This is a genomic window from Sediminitomix flava, from assembly GCF_003149185.1.
GTDB lineage: Bacteria > Bacteroidota > Bacteroidia > Cytophagales > Flammeovirgaceae > Sediminitomix > Sediminitomix flava.
On sequence record NZ_QGDO01000007.1, the window covers coordinates 26,604 to 47,631 of the forward strand.

16 protein-coding genes are annotated in these 21,028 nt (G+C 35.1%); 7 read left to right on the top strand and 9 right to left on the bottom strand.

Translation table 11 applies throughout. From position 1 onward, the window contains the following. Window positions 1–17: 17 nt before the first annotated feature. The 5 genes from BC781_RS20665 to BC781_RS20685 form a co-directional block, all read right to left on the bottom strand. Window positions 18–1,301, bottom strand: a complete 1,284-nt coding sequence (locus tag BC781_RS20665) for a cryptochrome/photolyase family protein (RefSeq protein WP_109621484.1) — start codon at window positions 1,299–1,301, stop codon at window positions 18–20. Window positions 1,302–1,484: 183 nt separating this feature from the next. Beyond that, entirely contained in the window at window positions 1,485–2,687 is a 1,203-nt protein-coding gene (locus tag BC781_RS20670) for an acetate/propionate family kinase (RefSeq protein ID WP_109621486.1), read from the bottom strand. Window positions 2,688–2,771: 84 nt separating this feature from the next. Further along, window positions 2,772–4,871, bottom strand: a complete 2,100-nt coding sequence (pta, locus tag BC781_RS20675) for a phosphate acetyltransferase (RefSeq protein WP_109621488.1) — start codon at window positions 4,869–4,871, stop codon at window positions 2,772–2,774. Between the two features lie 405 nt (window positions 4,872–5,276). Then, window positions 5,277–5,720, bottom strand: coding sequence for a hypothetical protein (locus BC781_RS20680; protein ID WP_146201749.1), 444 nt, complete (start codon window positions 5,718–5,720; stop codon window positions 5,277–5,279). Window positions 5,721–5,814: 94 nt separating this feature from the next. Beyond that, window positions 5,815–7,242 (bottom strand): TolC family protein, encoded by a 1,428-nt coding sequence (locus BC781_RS20685; protein WP_109621492.1) that lies wholly within the window; start codon window positions 7,240–7,242, stop codon window positions 5,815–5,817. 320 nt (window positions 7,243–7,562) lie between these two features. On the opposite strand from BC781_RS20685, the gene infC reads away from it, so the two are divergent. The 3 genes from infC to rplT all read left to right on the top strand — a co-directional run bounded on the left by infC (window position 7,563) and on the right by rplT (window position 8,850). Then, window positions 7,563–8,096 (top strand): translation initiation factor IF-3, encoded by a 534-nt coding sequence (gene infC / locus BC781_RS20690; protein WP_109621937.1) that lies wholly within the window; start codon window positions 7,563–7,565, stop codon window positions 8,094–8,096. A 160-nt stretch (window positions 8,097–8,256) separates the two neighbouring features. Next, on the top strand, window positions 8,257–8,451 hold the full coding sequence (gene rpmI / locus BC781_RS20695; protein WP_109621494.1) for a 50S ribosomal protein L35: 195 nt from the start codon (window positions 8,257–8,259) through the stop codon (window positions 8,449–8,451). 54 nt (window positions 8,452–8,505) lie between these two features. After that, window positions 8,506–8,850, top strand: a complete 345-nt coding sequence (gene rplT / locus BC781_RS20700; protein WP_109621496.1) for a 50S ribosomal protein L20 — start codon at window positions 8,506–8,508, stop codon at window positions 8,848–8,850. Window positions 8,851–8,925: 75 nt separating this feature from the next. Here rplT and BC781_RS20705 read toward each other — a convergent pair whose 3' ends face one another. Then, complete coding sequence (locus tag BC781_RS20705; protein WP_109621498.1) at window positions 8,926–10,434, bottom strand: GH3 auxin-responsive promoter family protein; 1,509 nt, start codon at window positions 10,432–10,434, stop codon at window positions 8,926–8,928. 259 nt (window positions 10,435–10,693) lie between these two features. Continuing rightward, the gene (gene lptB, locus BC781_RS20710) at window positions 10,694–11,437 is read right to left on the bottom strand and encodes an LPS export ABC transporter ATP-binding protein (protein ID WP_109621500.1); all 744 of its coding nucleotides are present in this window, start codon (window positions 11,435–11,437) and stop codon (window positions 10,694–10,696) included. Window positions 11,438–11,747: 310 nt separating this feature from the next. Between lptB and BC781_RS20715 the strand changes: the two genes are divergently transcribed. The 3 genes from BC781_RS20715 to BC781_RS20725 all read left to right on the top strand — a co-directional run bounded on the left by BC781_RS20715 (window position 11,748) and on the right by BC781_RS20725 (window position 14,261). Beyond that, window positions 11,748–13,010 carry a hybrid sensor histidine kinase/response regulator gene (locus tag BC781_RS20715; RefSeq protein ID WP_109621502.1) on the top strand — a complete coding sequence of 421 codons (1,263 nt, stop codon included), beginning with the start codon at window positions 11,748–11,750 and terminating at the stop codon, window positions 13,008–13,010. A 45-nt stretch (window positions 13,011–13,055) separates the two neighbouring features. After that, window positions 13,056–13,244: a CPXCG motif-containing cysteine-rich protein gene (locus tag BC781_RS20720; protein WP_109621504.1), complete on the top strand. Its 189-nt coding sequence runs from the start codon at window positions 13,056–13,058 to the stop codon at window positions 13,242–13,244. Between the two features lie 231 nt (window positions 13,245–13,475). Next, window positions 13,476–14,261 carry a hypothetical protein gene (locus BC781_RS20725; RefSeq protein WP_109621507.1) on the top strand — a complete coding sequence of 262 codons (786 nt, stop codon included), beginning with the start codon at window positions 13,476–13,478 and terminating at the stop codon, window positions 14,259–14,261. Window positions 14,262–14,314: 53 nt separating this feature from the next. Here the strand turns inward: BC781_RS20725 and BC781_RS20730 are convergent, their stop codons facing one another. After that, window positions 14,315–16,969: a DUF5686 and carboxypeptidase regulatory-like domain-containing protein gene (locus BC781_RS20730; protein WP_109621509.1), complete on the bottom strand. Its 2,655-nt coding sequence runs from the start codon at window positions 16,967–16,969 to the stop codon at window positions 14,315–14,317. 330 nt (window positions 16,970–17,299) lie between these two features. Between BC781_RS20730 and ggt the strand changes: the two genes are divergently transcribed. Beyond that, window positions 17,300–18,997, top strand: a complete 1,698-nt coding sequence (gene ggt, locus BC781_RS20735) for a gamma-glutamyltransferase (RefSeq protein ID WP_109621511.1) — start codon at window positions 17,300–17,302, stop codon at window positions 18,995–18,997. Window positions 18,998–19,063: 66 nt separating this feature from the next. Here the strand turns inward: ggt and acs are convergent, their stop codons facing one another. Next, window positions 19,064–20,989: an acetate--CoA ligase gene (gene acs / locus BC781_RS20740; protein WP_109621514.1), complete on the bottom strand. Its 1,926-nt coding sequence runs from the start codon at window positions 20,987–20,989 to the stop codon at window positions 19,064–19,066. Between the last annotated feature and the right edge of the window lie 39 nt (window positions 20,990–21,028).

Below are 21,028 nucleotides of genomic sequence, written 5' to 3' on the forward strand. Positions count from 1 at the left end.
ATAGAATGAAAATCAGCTTAAGATAAAGCAGTTTTATAAGTATCTAAAGCTCTTTCTCGGGCATATGAATGTTCTACTATAGGTTGAGGGTAAGTCAAGCTTTGAAATTCTGGACACCACTTTCGGATATAATCCATTTTTGGATCAAACTTTTTGACTTGACTAGTAGGGTTGAAAATTCTAAAGTAAGGAACAGCGTCACAACCTGTTGATGCAGCCCATTGCCAATTTCCAACATTAGAAGATAACTCAAAATCTAAGAGTTTTTTGGCAAAATAAGCTTCACCCCATCGCCAATCAATCAGAAGATGTTTACAAAGGAAACTAGCAACAATCATTCTAACTCGATTGTGCATATACCCAGTCGTGTTTAATTCTTTCATTCCTGCATCTACAATTGGATAGCCAGTTTCACCTTTACACCATTTTTCAAACTCAGCTTCATTATTTCGCCATTTCACAGTATCATATTTTGGCTTGAAATTACTAGATACAGTATTCGGGAAATGATACAATATTTGCATAAAAAACTCTCTCCAAATCAATTCACTTAAGAAAGTCTCTGAGCGATCTAGTGCATAATTAACTATTTTACGCACACTAACTGTCCCAAATCTTAAGTGAGGACTGAGTAAGGATGTTCCATTGATGGAAGGTTTGTCTCTAATATTTTCGTAATCTTCTACAATATCAAGGTGATAGGGCAGGACTTTTATTTCTGAAGGCTGAATTCCAATGTCGTCTTTTAATGAAAATTCAAAATCTGTTTTCAATAAATTGAGTTCTTCTAAGCTATATGTAAGTTCTTGACTATGCTGTCTGGTGAATTTTTTAAGCCACTTTCTCTTAAATGGAGAAAAGACCGTATATGGTTTTCCATCATCTTTTAAGACATCATTTCCTTCGAAAATCACTTGATCTTTAAAGCTTTCTGACGCAATACCATGTTTTTCTAAAAAAGTAGTAATTTCTTGATCTCGATTTATAGCGTAGGGTTCATAATCGTGATTCCAGAATACTTTATTGATATCATAATCAGCATTCAGCTTTTCAAAGATTTCATTTGGTTTCCCTTTTTGAAGAAGAACACCACTATCTGCCTTTTTTATCTCGGTATTTATTTTCTCTAATTCATCGTAGATAAAGTTGACTCTAGGGTCATCACGTTCCAGATCATCAATGATTTGGGAGTCAAAAATAAATAATAGCAGCGTGGGGAAGTCAGGGTTAATTGCATTGTAAATTGCTGTATTGTCTTCTAACCTTAAATCTCTTCTAAGCCAAACAATATTAATTTTCATAGTTATTTCAAGTTGTTCATGATATTAACTTTTGTGATAATAGATAGTTTGTTTTAGTATTTAAAATCTTCGGTATTTATCCGCAATAAAATGATATATAGAAATTAAATTTTCAAATAAAAAAGGTCTTTGTTCCATAGTAGAACAAAGACCTAATTATTAATTTATATCGAATAAAGAACCTTATTTAATAAGATCTTGTGCTTGTCTAGCAATTTCTAGTTCCTCATTTGTAGGAACGATCAATACTTTTACATTTGAATCTTCAGCTTGGATTTCTCTGATTCCAGGTTTACGTAAGCTGTTTTCTTCTTTATTCAATTTGATGCCACAGAAATCAAGTCCTTCAATAACTTCTTCACGTACAGCAGTATCATTTTCACCTACACCAGCAGTAAAAACAATTGCATCTACACCGTTAAGTGCTGCAATGTATGAACCGATATATTTCTTGATTCTGTAAGTATAAAGATCTCTAGCCATACGAGTCTGAGCATCACCCGCATTGATTTTGTCTTCTACATCACGCATATCGCTGAAGCCTGTAAGTCCAAGCATACCTGACTTCTTGTTCAATAGGTTGTAGATTTCGTCAGTCTTCATATTTAGTTTTTCCTCCAAGAAGAAAATAACTGCAGGGTCAATATCTCCAGAACGAGTACCCATCATAAGACCAGCTAATGGAGAGAATCCCATTGAAGTATCGATACACTTACCATCTTTTACTGCAGACATCGAACATCCGTTACCCAAGTGTACTGTGATGATTTTACTACCTTCTTTTGGCAGATTTAAATATTCAAGTGTTTTTGCACTTACATATTTATGAGAAGTACCGTGCATACCGTAAGAACGTACATGATGCTCTTTGTACAATTCCTCAGGAATAGCGTAACGGTAAGCGTGAGCAGGCATAGTTTGGTGGAATGCCGTATCGAAAACAGCCACTTGCTTTGCAGAGCTAAAGATTTCTGTACAAACTTTGATACCCTCTAAGTTGGCAGGGTTATGCAAAGGTGCTAAAGGAATAACTTCTTCAATTTTCGCCTCAACTTCTGGAGTAATCAAAGTAGTTTCATTGAAGTATTCGCCTCCATGAACAACTCTATGACCTACAGCACTAACCTCATCTGGGTTTTGGATAACTCCAATTTCAGCATCAGTCAATAAGTTTACCACTTCAGAAAGTCCTACTTTATGGTTCGGGATTGGAAACTCTTTTACCACTTTCTTCTCCTCACCGTTAATGAAAGTTTTGTGAGAAATATTCCCTACTTCCAAACCGATTCTTTCCACAATACCACTAGTAAGTACAAGCTCACCATTCATATCAAACATTTGGTATTTGATAGATGAACTACCTGAGTTGATAACAAGAATTTTCATATATGATTTATAATTTTAAAATACTCGGCTAATTAAAAAAAGGACAGTTCTTTAAGAACTGTCCGTGATATATGTTTTACTCCCTTATTCAGCATTTTGTGCTTGAATAGCAGTAATCACTACTGTATTGATGATGTCATCAACTAGACATCCACGGCTAAGGTCGTTTACTGGTTTGTTCAAACCTTGAAGAACAGGACCAATTGCAATAGCACCTGTTTCTCTTTGAACGGCCTTATAAGTGTTGTTACCTGTGTTCAAATCAGGGAAAATCAATACTGAAGCTTGACCAGCTACTGGTGAACCTGGCATCTTTTGAGCACCTACTTTTGCATCTACAGCAGCGTCATATTGGATAGGACCATCCAATTTCACTTCAGGATTACGTTCTTTGGCAATCTTTGTAGCGTTTCTTACTTTTTCTACATCTTCACCTTTACCTGAAGCTCCAGAAGAGTATGAAAGAAGAGCTACTTTCGGCTCAACATTAAATGCCGCAGCAGTTTCTGCAGAAGTCAATGCAATTTCAGCCAATTGCTCTGAGTTCGGGTTAGGGTTAACAGCACAGTCACCATAAACCAAAACTCTGTCTTCCAATGCCATAAAGAATACTGAAGATACTACTGAACACCCAGGTTTAGTTTTGATCAACTGAAGTGCAGGACGGATAGTTGCAGAAGTTGTATTGATAGCACCAGATACCATACCATCAGCATCTCCTGTCATTACCATCATTGTACCGTAGTATGACTCATCTGCTGCCAAATCTCTAGCAACATCCATAGTTACTCCTTTATGCTTTCTCATCTCGAAGATTTGTTCGGCATAAGACTCAAATTTAGGAGACTCTGTAGGATTTACTACGTTTACTTTATCTAGGTCTAAAAGGATACCGTTTTTAGTGATAACCTCTTGTAGTTCTTCTTTATTTCCTAGTAGAGTAAGGTTTACAATTTCTCTTTCAAGAAGGTCAGCTGTAGCCATCAAGATACGAGGATCTTTACCTTCTGGAAGTACGATATGTTGTTTGTTTGCTTTTGCTTTTTGTACAAGGTTGTACGTAAACATCTTAGGCGTAATACCATTTGATGTAATTGAAGTAAACCTGTTGTCCATTTTTTCAATGTCAACATGCTCTTCAAAAGCTTTTAAGCAAATCGCAATTTTTTCTTTATCTCTAGCTTTAAGACTAGCTTCAATATCTTTTACCAAAGCAGAAGTCTCATACGTATTTGTCTCTACAGAAAGAATTGGAAGTGGATCAGGAAGACCTTCCAGTAGTTTATAAATTGAGCTTTGAGGCTCTAAACCAGTTGAAAGTAGAATACCTGAAATATTAGGATAATTCTTTGATAAGCTAGCTTGAAGACAACCAGTAATGATATCACCTCTATCTCCAGGAGTGATTACAAGACAATCTTCACGAAGTCGGCCAAGGAAGTTTTGCATTTCCATGGCAGCTACAGAGTAATCATGAACTAAAGTATCCAGTCTTTCTTCACCCCAAAGTACTTTTGCGTTCAATTCTTCTGCTACATCGCGTAGAGAAGGGCTATTTAGTCTTGGGATACATGGAATAACCGATAAAGTATAATCTCTATTGTCATAGAGTTTATTCAATTCTGTAATTAGCTCTTCACGAATTTCATTTGAAGCTCTGTTAATTACCACGCCAGCAACCTGACACTCTCTTTCTAAGTAAGAGTCTACTGTTAACCTTGTAGGAGTAAGGGCATCTTGTACATTCTTTTGGTGTGCGTTACCCAAAACAAGTACTGGAATACCTAAGTTTTTAGCGATATCTGCGTTGTGATTGAACTCAAAAGCAGAACCTTCACCACTAAAATCAGAGCTTGTCAATAAGATAAAATCACACTTACTTTCTAGCGCTTTATATTTCTCTATGATTTTGCTGAGCATTTCATTGTATTGCCCTTTAGCAATCATAGCGTGCGCTTCAGTTTTAGTGAAAGCGTATGATTCTTCGTAAGTCTGGTTTAAGTTGAAGTGTGAAATGATTAGGTCAATGTCTACGTCCTTCTTGCCTGCAGCAGGCTCAGAAATCAATGGACGGAAGAAACCTACTTTTGAAGTTTTGCGAAGTACATGGTCAATAATACCAAGTGCCAAAAGTGATTTACCACTTTTAGTCTCTGCTGTACTAATGAAGATGGATTTAGCCATTCTCTTATTTTATTCTATTTAACAGTGCTATTATCAGAATCGTTTATACAGAATGAAGAGTACATAATTTAAATGTCATTCTGACATTAATTATGCGCACACTTTTCCTCTATATAAATTATCAATTTTCGTTTTCGAGATAAAAATAACCTTAAATAAGTCGCATCAACAAGTTTTGAAATGTTGTTGTTTGTTTATCCTTTTAAATATCAATGTAATTTTTAATTAGTTTGTTCGTATGTGGTAGTAAATGAGTCTCTTAGATGTTAATGATAATAATTGTTAATGTTAAATTTCAACTGTTTACAAAAGTGAATGGAAATTCATCCATTCAAAATATTAAGTGTTTTAAGTACTGTTTATGTGCTGTGATTACACAGAATCTTCAATGGTGAAAAAGCAGGACTACTCGAAGAGTTTTTTGTTGAAAAGCCTCTTTATTCTTTTAACCTCTTTTCTAAAAAGGATATGTGCAACAAGAGAGTGCAAGGGGAGAAGTAGTAAAATAATGACTGTATATAAGGAATATTGATGAGCAGTAAAAAGTAAAAAGAAGATAAAGGATAATCCAAATAGCCAAGAACCGATCATGATTCTACTGCTTTGTAATAATTTATAGTCAAGAAAAAGCAAGCAACCTCTTCTTGTATCTTCTATTTTACCTTTTATAATAGGAGCGTAGTTAGCTTGTTTATTGGCTAATTCCTGTAAGGAAAAACCATCCGCATCTATCACTCCTTGAAAATAGAAATCTTCAGAATCTGTCAATTGTTCTATTTTATATAGTAGCTCTTCCCTTTCATATGGGAGAATGATTGTTTGGCTTGTTTCTGGGAAAATAGTCATCATTCTTCAATTTACTTAACATCTATATAACAGAAAAGCGGATGTTTTCTCCCGAGAACATCCGCTATTTTTTTTTTTTTCGATACAAGTAAATTTATTAACTGGCAGCTATTTTTTCATTGCGTTCAAAATCATAAAGTGTAAGCATTCTTAGTTGGTAGTAAGCTACCCAGAATTCTTTCAAAGCATATAAATAGTTCCTTTTCGCAACGTCTTTTGAGTTTTGGGCAAAGTTCCAGTCTGTAACTGAAATTTCACTATTTAAATATTGCTCTTTTGCTACTTGAAAACGTCTTTCAGCTCTTTCTTCTGTTTTTTTAGAGATTCTGACCTTGGTTCTTAAAATCGGAATTTGTTTGGCTAGAATATATACTTGTTGCGTGAAATCTAGTTCTTCTTGTTTAATAGAACTCTCAGTCAGTTCTTGACTTGAAATCGCTCTTTGCAATTTCGCCTTTCTTTCTCCCCAATCTACAATTGGTATTGTAAGGCTCAAGTTTACTTTTTGAAAAGCATCTGGAGCATAGTACATATCATCAACATGTTCTGCATTGTTGTAGAATCTTACACTAGCGCCAAGATTTATATTTGGTCTCACATCTGCTCTTGCCTGTTTTACATTTCTTTCGGCCTCCAAGCGTCTTCTAGTAAAGGCTAAATATTTTTCTCGATTCCTTTTTGCTTGAGTGATAGCTTCTTCAGGGGGAACTGAGAAGTTTGGTATTTCATCAGGGACATAGAGTGTTATCTGATCATTCTTTGGCAATCCTAAATAGTTATTCAAAGTGATCATGGCTTTTTCCGACTCTAATTTTGCCGTTGCATAATCTCTTTGAGCGGTCATTACGTTGATTTCCATTTGCAGCAATTCATCCTCGTTCAGTTCATCTTTTTTCTGAGCATAGATTAATTGGTTGGAACGGTAGTTCTTTCCTGCAATGTCTAGATTAATTTGCGAAATCAACAAGTTGAAGAATAGTTGAGTGCTTGAATAAGACACATATTCTAATTCTTCTGCATATTTTTTTAATGCTTCTTGGTACTTCATTGGGATAATTTTCTGATCCCATTTCATTGCGTTAAAACCAAAAAGACGTTGATTAAAACCAAATTCAAATACGTCACCAGCAAAAGAAGGTGCACTTTCTATTAACTGATACCTATTTAAAGAGGTACTCATATAAATAGAACCTCCCGTTTGTGGGATTTCCTGATAAATATTGAGTTTAGAAAATGTATTTATATTTTGAGTAACTGTAGACGAAAGCGTATCATTTTGAATATCATAAGCTTTTGTCCTTGAATACTCAGGTAAAGTAGTTGTTAAAGAGATTTTTGGTTTAAATCTAGGAGTGAAGGTTCTGTAATCCCAGTATTTATTTTTCTTACGAGAACGAGCTTGTTGGGCAGCCAATGAGTTATCTTTCGCAAGTAAGATAACTTCGGATAAATGGAAGTTAAATTCTTGCGCAAAAGAGACTTGACATATTAAAATGATTACTAAGGTTACTAGGCACTTTTTCATCTTCCCACAAAAACTCTTTTACCAATCGTTTGCTTTAAAAGTGTCTTGAATATTCAATAAAAATTCAAGTAAGAATACAAATTTAAAAATACTGTTTCATAATATCAGTATTTCTTTAGTATTTGACTATAATCTTTAAATTTTTTACCAAATATTTGAAAATCATTAAAAGTTCAACATCTACTTAAGAACAATAAAAAGTGGAGATGTCCTTTTTCTAAGAAGATTAACTTCATTAAGCCGTAAAAAATTGTTTTTTATCCGTATATTTGTTCCCAAATTTCAAAAATACGTCTTCATACATTTCAAAAAAAGAATTAATGGCAGAAATCCGTTATAGGGTAAACGAACAAATCCGCGCTAGAGAGGTGAGGGTTGTAGGAGAAAATGATAATATAGAAAATGGTGTCTATTCTAGAGATGAGGCTCTTCGTCTTGCCAACGAGGAAGGATTAGACCTAGTTGAGATTTCTCCAAATGCTAAACCACCAGTTTGTAAGGTTACTGATTACACTAAATTTAAGTACGACCTTAAGAAGCGCCAAAAAGAATTAAAAGCTAAAGCTGCTAAAACTGTAGTTAAAGAGATTCGTTTCGGACCTAACACCGATGACCACGATTTGAACTTTAAGCAAAACCATGCGATCAAGTTCTTAAAAGAAGGTTTTAAAGTAAAGGCATACGTACAATTCTACGGACGTTCAATTATCTATAAAGATAGAGGACGTGAGTTGTTAGAGCGTTTTGCTCAAAACTTGGAAGAATACGGAAAAGTTGAACAATCTATCCGTCAGGAAGGTCGCCGAATGATCTTGTTTATTGCTCCAAATAAAGCACCAGGAGCGAAAAAATAAATTTGATATTCGAAAAATTATTATTTATATTTGCACGCCCATTTGAGAAAATGGGTGTTGTTTGTTGAAAAAGGTTTTGCCGAGGCCCTTTTGGCTGCCGTAGGCTGGCTGGTTTTTCAACTATGTTTAATTATCGGTTTTCCGATTAAATTTTACAAAAATGCCAAAAGTAAAAACTAAATCAGGCGCTAAAAAGCGCTTTAAGTTGACAGGTACAGGTAAAATCAAAAGAAAGCACGCTTTCAAAAGCCACATCTTGACTAAAAAAGAAACTAAGCAGAAGAGAAATCTTACTAAAACTGGCTTGGTAGATAAGTCTGACGTGAAAAACGTAAAAGCAATGTTGAATATCTAATCCAGATATTTTACAGTATTTCTAATTATTTGATTTTAAAAACATTTATATAAAATGCCTAGATCGGTCAATCACGTAGCTTCAAGAGCTAGAAGAAAAAAGATCCTAAAACTTGCGAAGGGTTATTGGGGTAGAAGAAAGAACGTTTGGACAGTATCTAAAAATGCTGTTGAAAAAGGTCTTGTTTATGCTTACAGAGACAGAAAGCAAAAGAAAAGAGAATTCAGATCTCTTTGGATTGTAAGAATCAATGCTGCTGCTCGTTTGCACGGAATGTCTTACTCTCAATTGATGGGTAAATTGAACAAGTCTGAAATTGAATTGAACAGAAAAGTTCTTGCTGACTTGGCGATGAACCACCCTGAAGCATTCAAAGCTGTTGTTGAAAAAGTAAAATAATTTACTCTTTCTCTAACAAAATAAAAGGCTGTTTTCTTAATGAAAACAGCCTTTTTTATTATCTCTTTGTTTAGTTTATATCATCTCAAGAATACTATCGAGGTATTCTCTACTGTTTGCAAGCCTTGGTACTTTGTGTTGCCCTCCAAGTTTGCCTCTTCCTGCCATCCATTTGTAAAAGAGTCCTTGTTCAGCACAATGGATTTTAGGTCTAATTAGCGCAATATCTTTATAACGTTTGGCTTCATAATCAGAATTAATTTCTTGAAGTCTTTGGTCTAAGATTTTGCTGAATTTATCGAAGTCATTTGGAAGCTTCTCAAACTCAATAATCCATTCGTGTCCACCTTTTTTACCTTGTTCCAAATAAATTGGTCCAGCAGTAAAATTCGTGATCTGAGCTTCGGTAGCTTTACAAGCCTTTGTGATTGCATCTTCGGCATTTTCAACAATCAGTTCTTCTCCAAATGCATTGATGAATTGCTTTGTTCTACCTGAAATTTTAATCCTGTGAGGAGCCAATGAGGTAAACCTTACTGTATCTCCAATCTGATATCTCCAAAGTCCTGCATTGGTCGTAATTAGCATTGCGTAGTTTTTACCCAATTCAACCTCACCAACCCCCACTGCTTTAGGATGATCTTTTCCCCATTCGCTGCTTGGGATGAATTCATAATAAATCCCATGATCAAGCAGAAGGAGCATTTCATCTTCTACATTACGATCTTGTAAACCGAAATATCCTTCAGAGGCATTATAAACCTCTAAATAATTCATGCGAGGGTTATTAATCAGTTTTTTGAATGTATCTCGATATGGGCCGAAAGCTACAGCTCCATGCGCAAATAATTCCAAGTCTGGCCATACTTCAGCAATGCTTGATTTTCCTGTAATCTCTAGTATTCTTTCAAGTAATACGAGTGTCCAAGTGGGAACCCCTGCCATACTTACGACATATTCGTCAATAACTGAATGTGCCATTTTCTCAATTTTAGCTTCCCATTCTTCCATAAGCGCTACTTCTATGGAAGGAGTTCGCATATATTGCGCCCAAAAAGGAAGGTTTTTCATGAGAATGGCTGAAACATCTCCACAAACCAAATCTTGGTTCATGAAATTTTTCTGATATGAGCCTCCTATAGCCAAACATTTACCTTTAAATAAATTTGTTTCGGGGTAAAGAGCAGAATAGAGAGAAAGCATATCTTTTCCAGCCTGATAATGGCAATCAAATAATGACTCTTCTGATACGGGGATAAATTTACTTTTTGCGTTTGTGGTTCCTGATGATTTAGAAAAAAAGTTGATAGGTTCTGGCCAGAGAATGTTTTGTTCTCCTTTCATAATTCGATCTATAAATGGGAATAGATCTTCATAGGTTGATACTGGGACGCGCTCGCGGAATATTTCTGGAGATGTGATAGAAGAATATCCATATTTCTTACCCCATTCCGTATAAACAGCCTTCTCAATTAAATAAGTGAATACCTCCTGTTGAATGTCAGCAGGAGATGACATCATGTATTCTAGGCGTTTCATTCGGGAAGAAGTAGCCCAACCAAAAATTCGATTCAATACCTTCATGAATAATTACTTAAAACTCCCGAGTTATTAGACTGAAGGACAGATGATAAACTCAGCTATCCTTAAATGAAATATTCTAAAATTAATGATACTAACATTTAATCTCGTATAGTTAGACTTGAAAAAACACAAAATGTATCTTTTATCAAAGTTTCTTACAGACCTTTTTTAAAAGATAGTACATTAATAGAAAACCTGTTTTATAAAAAAAGGTCACCTTCGTCTATAAAAGGTGACCTTTCGGTTTAAGTAAGTAAAATTAATCAGCAGAAAAATCTTTCTTTTTAAGCTCTGCATACTCTCCAAAATATGCTTTTCTTACTTCCGGATCATCGATCATTTGTTCTGGAGTACCTTCTCTAAACAGTTTTCCACTCTGAAGAATGTAAACTCTATCTGTAATCGAAAGTGTTTCCGTAACATTGTGATCTGTGATCAAAACGCCAATATTTCTTTGCTTAAGTTTATATACAATACGTTGTATCTCTTCTACAGCAATAGGGTCTACACCAGCAAAAGGCTCATCCAATAGAACAAATTTAGGGTCTGTAGCTAATGTACGAGCAATTTCAGTACGACGACGCTCACCTCCAGATAATTGAACTCCTAAGCTCTTACGAACATGAGAAAGGCTAAACTCTTCAATAAGTTCTTCCATTTTCTGCTTTTGTTCAGCTTTTGAAAGTCCCATCATTTCAAGTGGAGCCAAAATATTTTCCTCAACGGTTAGTTGTCTAAAAACTGAAGGTTCTTGTGCCAAATAACCGATGCCTTTTTTGGCTCTTCTAAACATAGGAAGTTTTGTTAGAGGCTCTTCATCAAGAAATATCTTACCTTGATTAGGCTTTACAAGTCCTACGATCATGTAAAAACATGTTGTTTTACCTGCACCGTTTGGTCCAAGAAGTCCCACAATTTCACCTTGTTTCACCTCTACAGACATGTCGTTCACTACTGTACGGGAACCATATTTCTTAACAAGATTATCGGCCTTCAGTATCATAAGATTCTATATTTAATGACTCTTTATTCAAAAAAACACCTCTCAAAAATAATATAAAAATCTATTCATAAGAAGTTATTTTGAAAACTAACACATTTTAACAGGGGAAGATTTTATTGTATTGATTTTAGTTGTCTCGAAGTCCGTTTATTAAGGTTATTTTTAGTGAAAAATAAGACAATTTTCATAAAAAATTTAGTATTCAGTTGGGGTATTATAACTTTGTACTACTAAGAATATTATTAGACAAAGAATTTTCATATTCTATTGTTTCATGACCTGATCTGCAAGAATAGCGTTTTACCATATTATGGAAATCAACACTACGAACAACGAAAAATCAACTGTACTTTACGTAGATGACGAACCTCAAAACCTGGTTTCTTTCAGAGCTAGTTTTAGAAAGATTTATCATGTACTTACGGCACAAAGTGGGCCAGAAGCACTTGAAATCTTGGAAGAAAAACACCAGGAAATAAGTGTAATTGTCAGTGACCAGCTTATGCCTAAAATGACTGGGGTAGAACTTCTCGAAAAAGCGAGAGAATTGTATCCTGATATCATGAGGATTGTACTGACAGGCTATAGTGATGTTCAAGATATTATTAACTCCATTAGTAGAGGTGAGGTATATAGATATATTACAAAACCATGGAATAGAGACGAGCTTCAAGTAACTTTAGATAATGCAATTGAAGCCTTTAATTTGAAGGTAGAAAATAAACGCCTATTTGCAGACTTGAAGAAAGCATATGGTCAACTAGAGGAAGAGGCTAAACTTTTGGATCAGAAAGTAAAAGAGCGTACAAAAGAATTAGAGGAGCAGAAAGAGGAAGTTGAACGTAAGAGAATTATTCTACCAAAGCAGAACGAGGAATTAAACGCCTTAGATGGTGAGAAAAATTATTTGATCGGTGTGGTAGCTCATGATCTTAAAAGTCCTTTGAATCAAATTTCTGGATTTTTAGAGTTAATTTCACTTTCAGATGAAAATCTGACAGATGAACAACAAGAGTATATCAAAATGATTTCGCAGTCAATAGACCGACAGTCTGATATGATTACCCAAATATTGGATTTGAAAGCTATTGAATCTAACTCGTCTAATAAAAACACCCAAAAACTCGATCTAGCATTACTACTCAGAGAAACAGCAGAAAGATATTTCCTGACAGCTCAAAAGAAGAATATTGTGATTGAAACAGATATTCCTGATGAGAAAATGGAGGCTATGCTAGATGAAAATTATACTCACCAAATCTATCAAAACCTAATATCTAACGCTATTAAGTTTTCCCCTAAAAACAAAAAGCTATTTATCCGTTTGAATAATGTAGATGGTGTACTTAAGACAGAGGTAAAAGATGAAGGGCCAGGTTTAAGTGAAGAAGATAAAGCAAAACTCTTTGGGCGTTTTCAAAAGTTATCTGCTAGACCTACAGATGGAGAACATTCTACGGGTTTAGGTTTGTCCATCGTAAAACGTTTAGTGGAAGATATGGATGGGAAAGTTTATTGTGAGAGTAAAGAAGGAGAGGGAGCAAATTTTATAGTAGAATTTCCTAAAGTATAATATTAAGCCTTGGTATAAGTACTAAGGCTTTTTTATTTCAATTCAATGTTTGAAACAGAGTATTTCTTCACTTGCCCTTATTGTTGGGAAAACATTTCTTTTATACTTGATTTGACAGTATCGTCACAAACATACATAGAAGATTGTGAGGTGTGTTGTAATCCTATTGAGGTAACTTACAGTTGTTTAGATGGTGAAGTTGTAGCTTTTGATGCTCAGGAAATAGGGCAATGATTTTTTTGAGTAAACTTATCTTTTCCGTTTTAGTTTGATTTTTACACTTCTGTAATACCTGTTAGTCATATTTATTTTATTATCAATTAGGTGGTTTCAAGTGTCTTTAAGACGTTTTTATTTCTTCAAAAAAAGTTCATTTGAAGGTAAAAAAATTGTGTTAAGGAGGTTGAAGTTTAGTTCAGACTTGGTAGATTTGAATTATTAAATTTTACAAATATCTATAAAAACATGAACAAAGCTTTATCCCTGTTAACAAGTCTGCTACTTTCTGTAGCATTTTTCTCATGTGATACTCTTTTAGATGAGGAAGGAAATCCAATTGCTCCAGAAATCACATTTAAAGCTAAATCTGGTTATATCACTTCAGATGCTACCATCACTGAAGGAGATTCAATTAACTTTAGCTGGGAAGTTGTTGCAAAAACTTCAAAAATTGCAAGTTTCGTAATTCGTTTGGATAACGATGATATTTTTGCTCCAGATGATATTGATAAGAATGAGTATCAAGATGAGTTTGGGATTACAATGAGCGAAGAAGGTGTATTCACTTTTGCATTTATTGCAACTGATAAAGATGGACTTTCTACAAAAGAAGAAATTACAATTACTGTTGAAGCTGATGAAACTCCTCTTTCAGAAGCGCAAGCTTTAGAGTGGGTGAGAACAGGTGGAAATGATGCTACTGGTTTAGAAATGTTTGGTCTTACTTGGACAAGTAACACTTCTACTAGTGCTATTATTAATAAAGCTGCTGATAAGTTTGTAGAGTTACCAAGTGCTGCTTGGGCTGACTTGGCTTCACAAGAAGCATTGATGGAAGCTATTGATGTTGCTTCAGATATTTCTTCTTTCGAAGGAATTTCGGTAACTGCTTCTAAAGATGACTATGATGTAGTATTGGGTACTAAGAAAGACGATATGTATTACTTGATTCACATCACTTCTGCAGATGTAGATGCTTCAGATAGTAATGTAGGAACTGTAATTACAATCTCTGGAGAGTATAAGAACTAATATATAATACTCCAAGAGTACAATAGCCGAGACCTAAGTCTCGGCTATTTTTTTTAGAAAATATTTAAGCCAAAAATCACTTTAGTTCCTTCTACTTTTTTATCTCTAAACTGAGAAACAACATCTATGTCTAATATTCCAAAAATCCCACTCAGTCCGTATCCAAATTCAATATAGTTACCCAGAGTCGGAGTGTATAAGTAGTGTGTAAATACTCTTTCTTTTAACATCACTCTTTCCTTTAAAATAGGAAGACGTTTTAACAGCAATCGACTTGAACGTATGCCCAATCCTGCTTCTAGAAATTGATCACTTGTACTCTGTTCGTATAAATCTGTGAAAAAGAATTGGCTCGCATTATATCCTGTTGAAATCGAAATAGGATTATTATTGAAGTGCTGGAAATCTATAAAAGTCATTTTGGCATTATTAAAGAATTTCCCTGCTTTGGTATAATACGTTATATCATTTCTAAAATTAAGAGGACTTGTTCCATTTAAACCTGCGTAAACTAAATCATAGTCAATATCAGAGAGTTGGCTCCATCCTTTACGATGGCCAATGAAAAAAGTAGGGTACTTAGAATAAAGATTTCGTTTATGTCCTTTCTTGGTGATATGATAGAATTGCCTAGGAGTGTATTCAAGTTTAAGGTCAGAAGTTAGAGCTCTATGTTCCTCAAAGTTAGGCTCAGTTAATTCAATATTATCGATTTCATTACTGTAGCGTTCAGAAAAAGAAGGTATCTGAGTCCGGTTTGCATATTTGATTTTAGTAGTGAAAACTAACCCATGGATCAAATCAATTCTATTTACACCAGATAGATATTCTTCTTGGTATAACCTTAAAGGTGTTGAAGCACCAAATAATCCTAAAGATGTATTTAGTAGTGGACTAAAACCTCTGTAATTATTATAGTCTTGAGATGTACTTCCTATTTCAAGTTTTAATTGACCACGTTTAAGAGGAGAGTAGTTACTCTTAAATCCTAAGTTGAACATGAATCGCTCACGTCTTTCTGCATAACTTAGTTTACCATATAAATTTTGTCTAGAGGAGTTTTTCTTACTTAAAAAAGTATAGTTTAAACGAGTACCAATATTATAGCCGTCAACATTATTAATTGAAGAGCCAAAAAGAAGCCCATCAATCATTAATTTTCTATTTTTAGATTCATCATGATATAGTTTACCTCCAGATAGAAGTACTTTTCCCAATACTTCAGATGTTTTATCCCAACTTTTTTGAAATGCGCTTTTTGGTGTTGCATTTTTTATACTGTCCTCAATCTCCTTTTTTTGTTGTTCATCTTCTATTACAATTGCTATCGAATCGAAGAATAAGTCGCTTTCTAATTCGGAGTTTGTAAGTGGTACAAGTCGATTCTGATCCCAATAGCTACTATCTCGTTTATTTGCCATAGAGTCATAAGTCATGAGGTCTTCCATAAATTTTACTTGAAGATCTTCCTTTGGGCTATTCTCTTTGACTTCTTTTTGCGTAAGTCTGTAAAGCTTGCGCATTTCCCGGTTATTCAGATTATCTTTTTGCTCAAGTTCAATCAACTTCTGTTGTCTCTTTGTGATTGTACGTTGCTCTATTAAACTATCGAACTCGGTTTTTTCACTAGAATTAGAAAGTTTAGGTTTTCTAAGTTTATCATTGAGTTCTAGTTTATAATCTTGAACAGAAGTTACGTATCTAAAGCTCATTTCAGCCCCCATGAGTTTTGCATCTCCGCTTTGGTCAAAAGTTACTGGCATCCATATTTTTTCTTCAACAGGTGCATAAGTTTGAATGAGTTTGATGTTACCCATCGGATATTTAAAAGAGAGTTCTGCACTATGAATATTCCATATATCTTCATTGATATAAATTATACCTGTAAAGAGTTGAATTCCCCCTTTTCTAGGAGTTACCCTAATTTTATTTACCATCGCACCTTGGTCTTGAAACATCCCGAGGTATTCAAATTTGTAATATGAAAAAGCGTTTGGGGCTAGTGGACTTAGCACTTCCATAGACTTTTGATCATAGAGGTTGACCATATATATAGGAATTCCTGATTCCAAACTATCTGCAAATGGGATATTGGTCCGATTGGAAAGAATGTGATAGGTAAAGCCATCTTGCTGGTTATAATTGAGTTCCATAAAACTCTCCATAACCATTTTCTTATTTAGAAAGATATCTAAAGAGTCTTTGAACTTGTCTCCAATTTCTCCTGCAATCAAAGATGCCATTAGTTTAGGAAACTTGTGTACTTCAAAGTTCATTTTTGAATAACCTTCAGCTTCATAAGCTAATATCTGCTTCTGATAATAAGTTCTTAAACCTATTGCTTTACGCATAATGGGATAAGCAGGGTCTTCTTTTTTTCCATTAACCTCAACTTCGCCGAGTATAATTGCACTTTGCTTTAGTTGGATATTCAGTTCTAGTTCATTACTGCCGAGATTAACCTCTTTTTCTAGAGTTTCCATGCCCATATATTTGAATACAAGCGTGTGTTTTCCTTTAGAAAGACGGATTGTGTAATTCCCTTCAGGGTTACTTATTGTACTCTTTAAGTTTGCTTTAGAGTAAATACTAACAAAAGGTAAAGCTTCTCCATTTTCATCGGTGATTTTCCCCTTAATTTCTTGTGAGAAGGAATAAGTAGATGAGAGTAGTAGAATAGTAAAGTAGAAGTAAAGTTTTAGTTTCATAAAAATCTAAGTGTAATTAATTACTGAATCTTAGGGATATAGAAAAAGTATTCTTCAGAAATGTAACAATCTCATTCTAATTTATAGAAAGCTTTCATAATACTTAACAAAAGCTAAGGGCTGTTAAGAAAGATATCTAACAGTTTATTAAAATGCCCTAAAATTTAAAGATGTACTTTCTTCAAAATAGATGCTTATTTAGTATAAAACTTTAGGCCTAAATGTGTCATTTTCTTCTTTTCACGTCTTATTTGGAAAAGTTACAGTGAATTGTCATTTTACAATTTGCATTCAAAATAAAATCACAGACAGACTAATTTTTTGATTCGAATGAGAGTTATTACAAATATTCTTTTTAGCCTTTTAATCTTTTTGGTGGCTTGTAAGCAAGAAGTTACAAAAGATGTAGAAAGGGGGACAATTGCGATGAATGGAGCAGTTTCTAGTGCTCATCCGCTAGCTTCACAAATAGGAGTTGATATTTTAAGGAAAGGTGGAAATGCCTATGATGCAGGGGTAGCGGTTCAGTTTGCTTTGGCTGTGGCTTACCCTAGAGCAGGTAATATTGGTGGTGGAGGATTCGCTGTTATTCGAACATCTGAAGGAGAAGTAAATACTTTAGACTTTAGAGAAAAAGCTCCTCTAGCAGCACATGAGAAAATGTATTTGGATGAAAAAGACCAACCGATAAAGAACTTATCAGTAAAAGGGCATTTGGCAGTTGGTGTACCTGGTTCTGTAGCGGGAATGGTTACTCTACATGAAAAATATGGTAGACTCCCATTTAAAGTACTGCTAAAGCCTGCTATTGAACTCGCCGAAAATGGGGTCGTACTTACTGATGCTGAAGCCAAAACGATCAATAGATATCATGATCTTTTTAGAGAGGTTAATCCTCAAGGTTTTGTGTTTACTACAAAAGATGTGTGGGAGCAAGGAGACCATGTAACTTATCCTGCATTGGCTAAAACTCTGAAGCTTATTCAAGAGAATGGACGAGATGGATTCTATAAGGGCAAAACAGCAGAAGGGATTGTTGGTGAAATGAAACAAGGTGGTGGTATTATTACCTTAGAAGATCTAGAGAAGTATGAAGCCGTTTGGAGGAAACCTTTAAAAAGTTCTTTTAGAGTATATAATATAATTTCAATGGGGCCTCCTTCAAGTGGGGGAGTAGCTCTTTTGCAATTACTTGAAGGATGGGAGCAATTAAGTAATCCGAAATGGAAACATAATTCAACAGAATCCATCCACCTTATGACAGAATTAGAAAGGAGAGTTTATGCGGATAGAGCAACTTTTATGGGAGATGCGGATTTTGTAGATATTCCTATCACTCATCTTTTAGATTCATCATACCTCGAAAACCGATTTGCCTCTATTTCTAATGAAAAAGCAACAGATTCTCAAATCATTAAAGCTGGAGAGGTAGAAAGAATCGAAAGTTATGAAACCACTCACTTTTCTATAGTAGACAAAGAAGGAAATGCGTTGAGTATCACAACTACCTTGAATGGTAATTTTGGGTCTAAAGTTTTTGTAAAAGAAGGTGGGTTCTTCTTAAACAATGAAATGGATGACTTTAGTATTAAACCAGGAGTCCCAAATCAGTTTGGATTAGTTGGAGGAAAAGCAAATGCTATCTCACCAGAGAAAAGAATGTTAAGTAGCATGACTCCTACGATTGTAGAAAAAGGTGATGATCTTTTTATGGTTGTAGGAACTCCAGGAGGTTCAACAATCATAACTTCTGTTTTCCAAACTATCTTGAATGTAACCGATTTTGGTATGACAATGCAAGAGGCTGTAAATGCTCCTAAATTACATTCTCAGTGGTTACCAGATAAGATTGTTTATGAGAAAGGAAAAATGAAAAGAGTAGTTTTAGATGAATTAAAAGCAATGGGTCATGTGCTCGATTCTACAACTCAAATAGGTCGAATGGACTGTATTCTCAGATTAGAGGATGGAAGTCTAGAAGGCGCCTCAGATAGAACGCGATCAGATGGTGTCGCATTAGGGTATTAATCTTTGGAATAAAGAAGCCCTTTCAAGAGTTCTTGAAAGGGCTAACATATAAGCGAGAGAAAGAAATTAAGCTTCTACATCTTTTTCACGTCTTGCGCCTTCTTTGATACTTTCCACGATACTTGGATCAAGGAGAGTAGAGGTATCTCCAAAGTTGTCAAATTCACCCGCTGCTATTTTACGGAGAATTCTTCTCATGATTTTACCCGAACGTGTTTTAGGTAAACCTCTTACAATTTGTATCCACTCAGGTTTTGCAATCTTTCCAATCTTATCAATCACCATTTCAGAAATCTCTTGTTTGATTTCTTCCATCGTTGTCACCTCAAGTTTTTCAGGATCACAAATCACATAAGAGTAAATCCCTTGTCCTTTGATTGGGTGAGGGTAACCTACAACAGCAGATTCCACAACCGCATCATGCATATTGATTGCATTTTCGATTTCTGCAGTACCCAATCGGTGTCCTGAAACGTTCATTACATCATCCACACGTCCTAAGATTCTGTAATAACCATCCTCATCTCTTCTACAGCCATCACCTGTGAAGTAATAACCTTTGTAAGTCGAGAAATAAGTAGATTTGCATCTTTCATGATCTCCCCAAGTGGTTCTGAGCATTGAAGGCCAAGGATATTTGACGCAAAGATTTCCTTCTACACCTTTTCCTTCCAATTCATTTCCGTCTGCATCTAGCAATACAGGCTGAATACCCGGAAGAGGAAGGGTTGCATAAGTTGGCTTAGTTGGCAGAACGCCAGCAATTGGAGAAATCATAATACCTCCAGTTTCTGTTTGCCACCATGTATCTACAATAGGACAATGTCCTTTTCCGATATGCTGATGATACCATTCCCAAGCTTCTCTATTGATTGGTTCCCCAACAGTACCAAGCACTTTTAGAGAATCTAGTTTATACAATTCTACATACTCCAGACCTTGAGCCATAAGTGCACGAATAGCTGTAGGTGCAGTGTAGAAAATATTTACTTTCAATCTATCTACAATTCTCCAGAATCTACCTGCATCAGGGTAAGTAGGAACTCCTTCAAACATTACAGAAGTAGCACCTGCTAATAAAGGTCCATAAACTATATATGAGTGTCCTGTAATCCAACCGATATCGGCTGTACACCAGTAAACATCGTTTTCTTCGTATTGGAATACATTTTGGAAAGTATATGCTGTATAAACCATATAGCCGCCTGTAGTATGGACAACCCCTTTTGGTTTACCTGTAGAACCAGAAGTGTAAAGAATAAATAATGGATCTTCAGAGTCCATTGTTTCAGCTTCACATTCGTTGCTTACCGTTAACATTGCATCATGCCACCAAACATCTCTATTGGCTTTCATTTCTACAGGATCATCAGTCCTTTTGAGAACGATACATTTCTCTATACAAGAAACTTGGCTTAGGGCATCATTTACAATTTCTTTTAACGGAACAATTTTAGCACCTCTAGGTGCTGCATTTGCTGTTAAAAGAACTTTAGCTTCTGCGTCTTCAATTCTACTAGCCAAAGCTGATGCTGAGAAACCAGCAAAAATAACAGAGTGAATAGCACCGATACGAGCACAAGCCAAAACTGAGATTGCTAACTCAGGAACCATAGGCATATATAGACAAACTCTATCGCCTTTTTTAACTCCTTGAGCTTTTAACATATTGGCTGTCTTACAAACTTCCTCATGAAGTTGACGATAGGTAAGCACACGATCGGCCTCTTTTGGATTATTCGGAACCCAATGTATAGCTGTTTTATCTGCTCTAGAAAGTAAATGTCTATCAAGGCAGTTTTCAGTAATATTTAGCTTTCCACCTTTAAACCATTCTACTTTGTAATCTTCAAAATCGTGATCTAATACTTGATCCCATTTTTTTCTCCAAACAAAGGAATCGGCTACAGTTGCCCAGAATTTTTCAGGTTCGTTGACACTTTTACGGTACGCTACCGCATAGTCTTCTAAGTTATGAATTTTAGAAAGCATGGTAATACTAGTCTATTGTTGTTGTTTAAAGTTATTGGT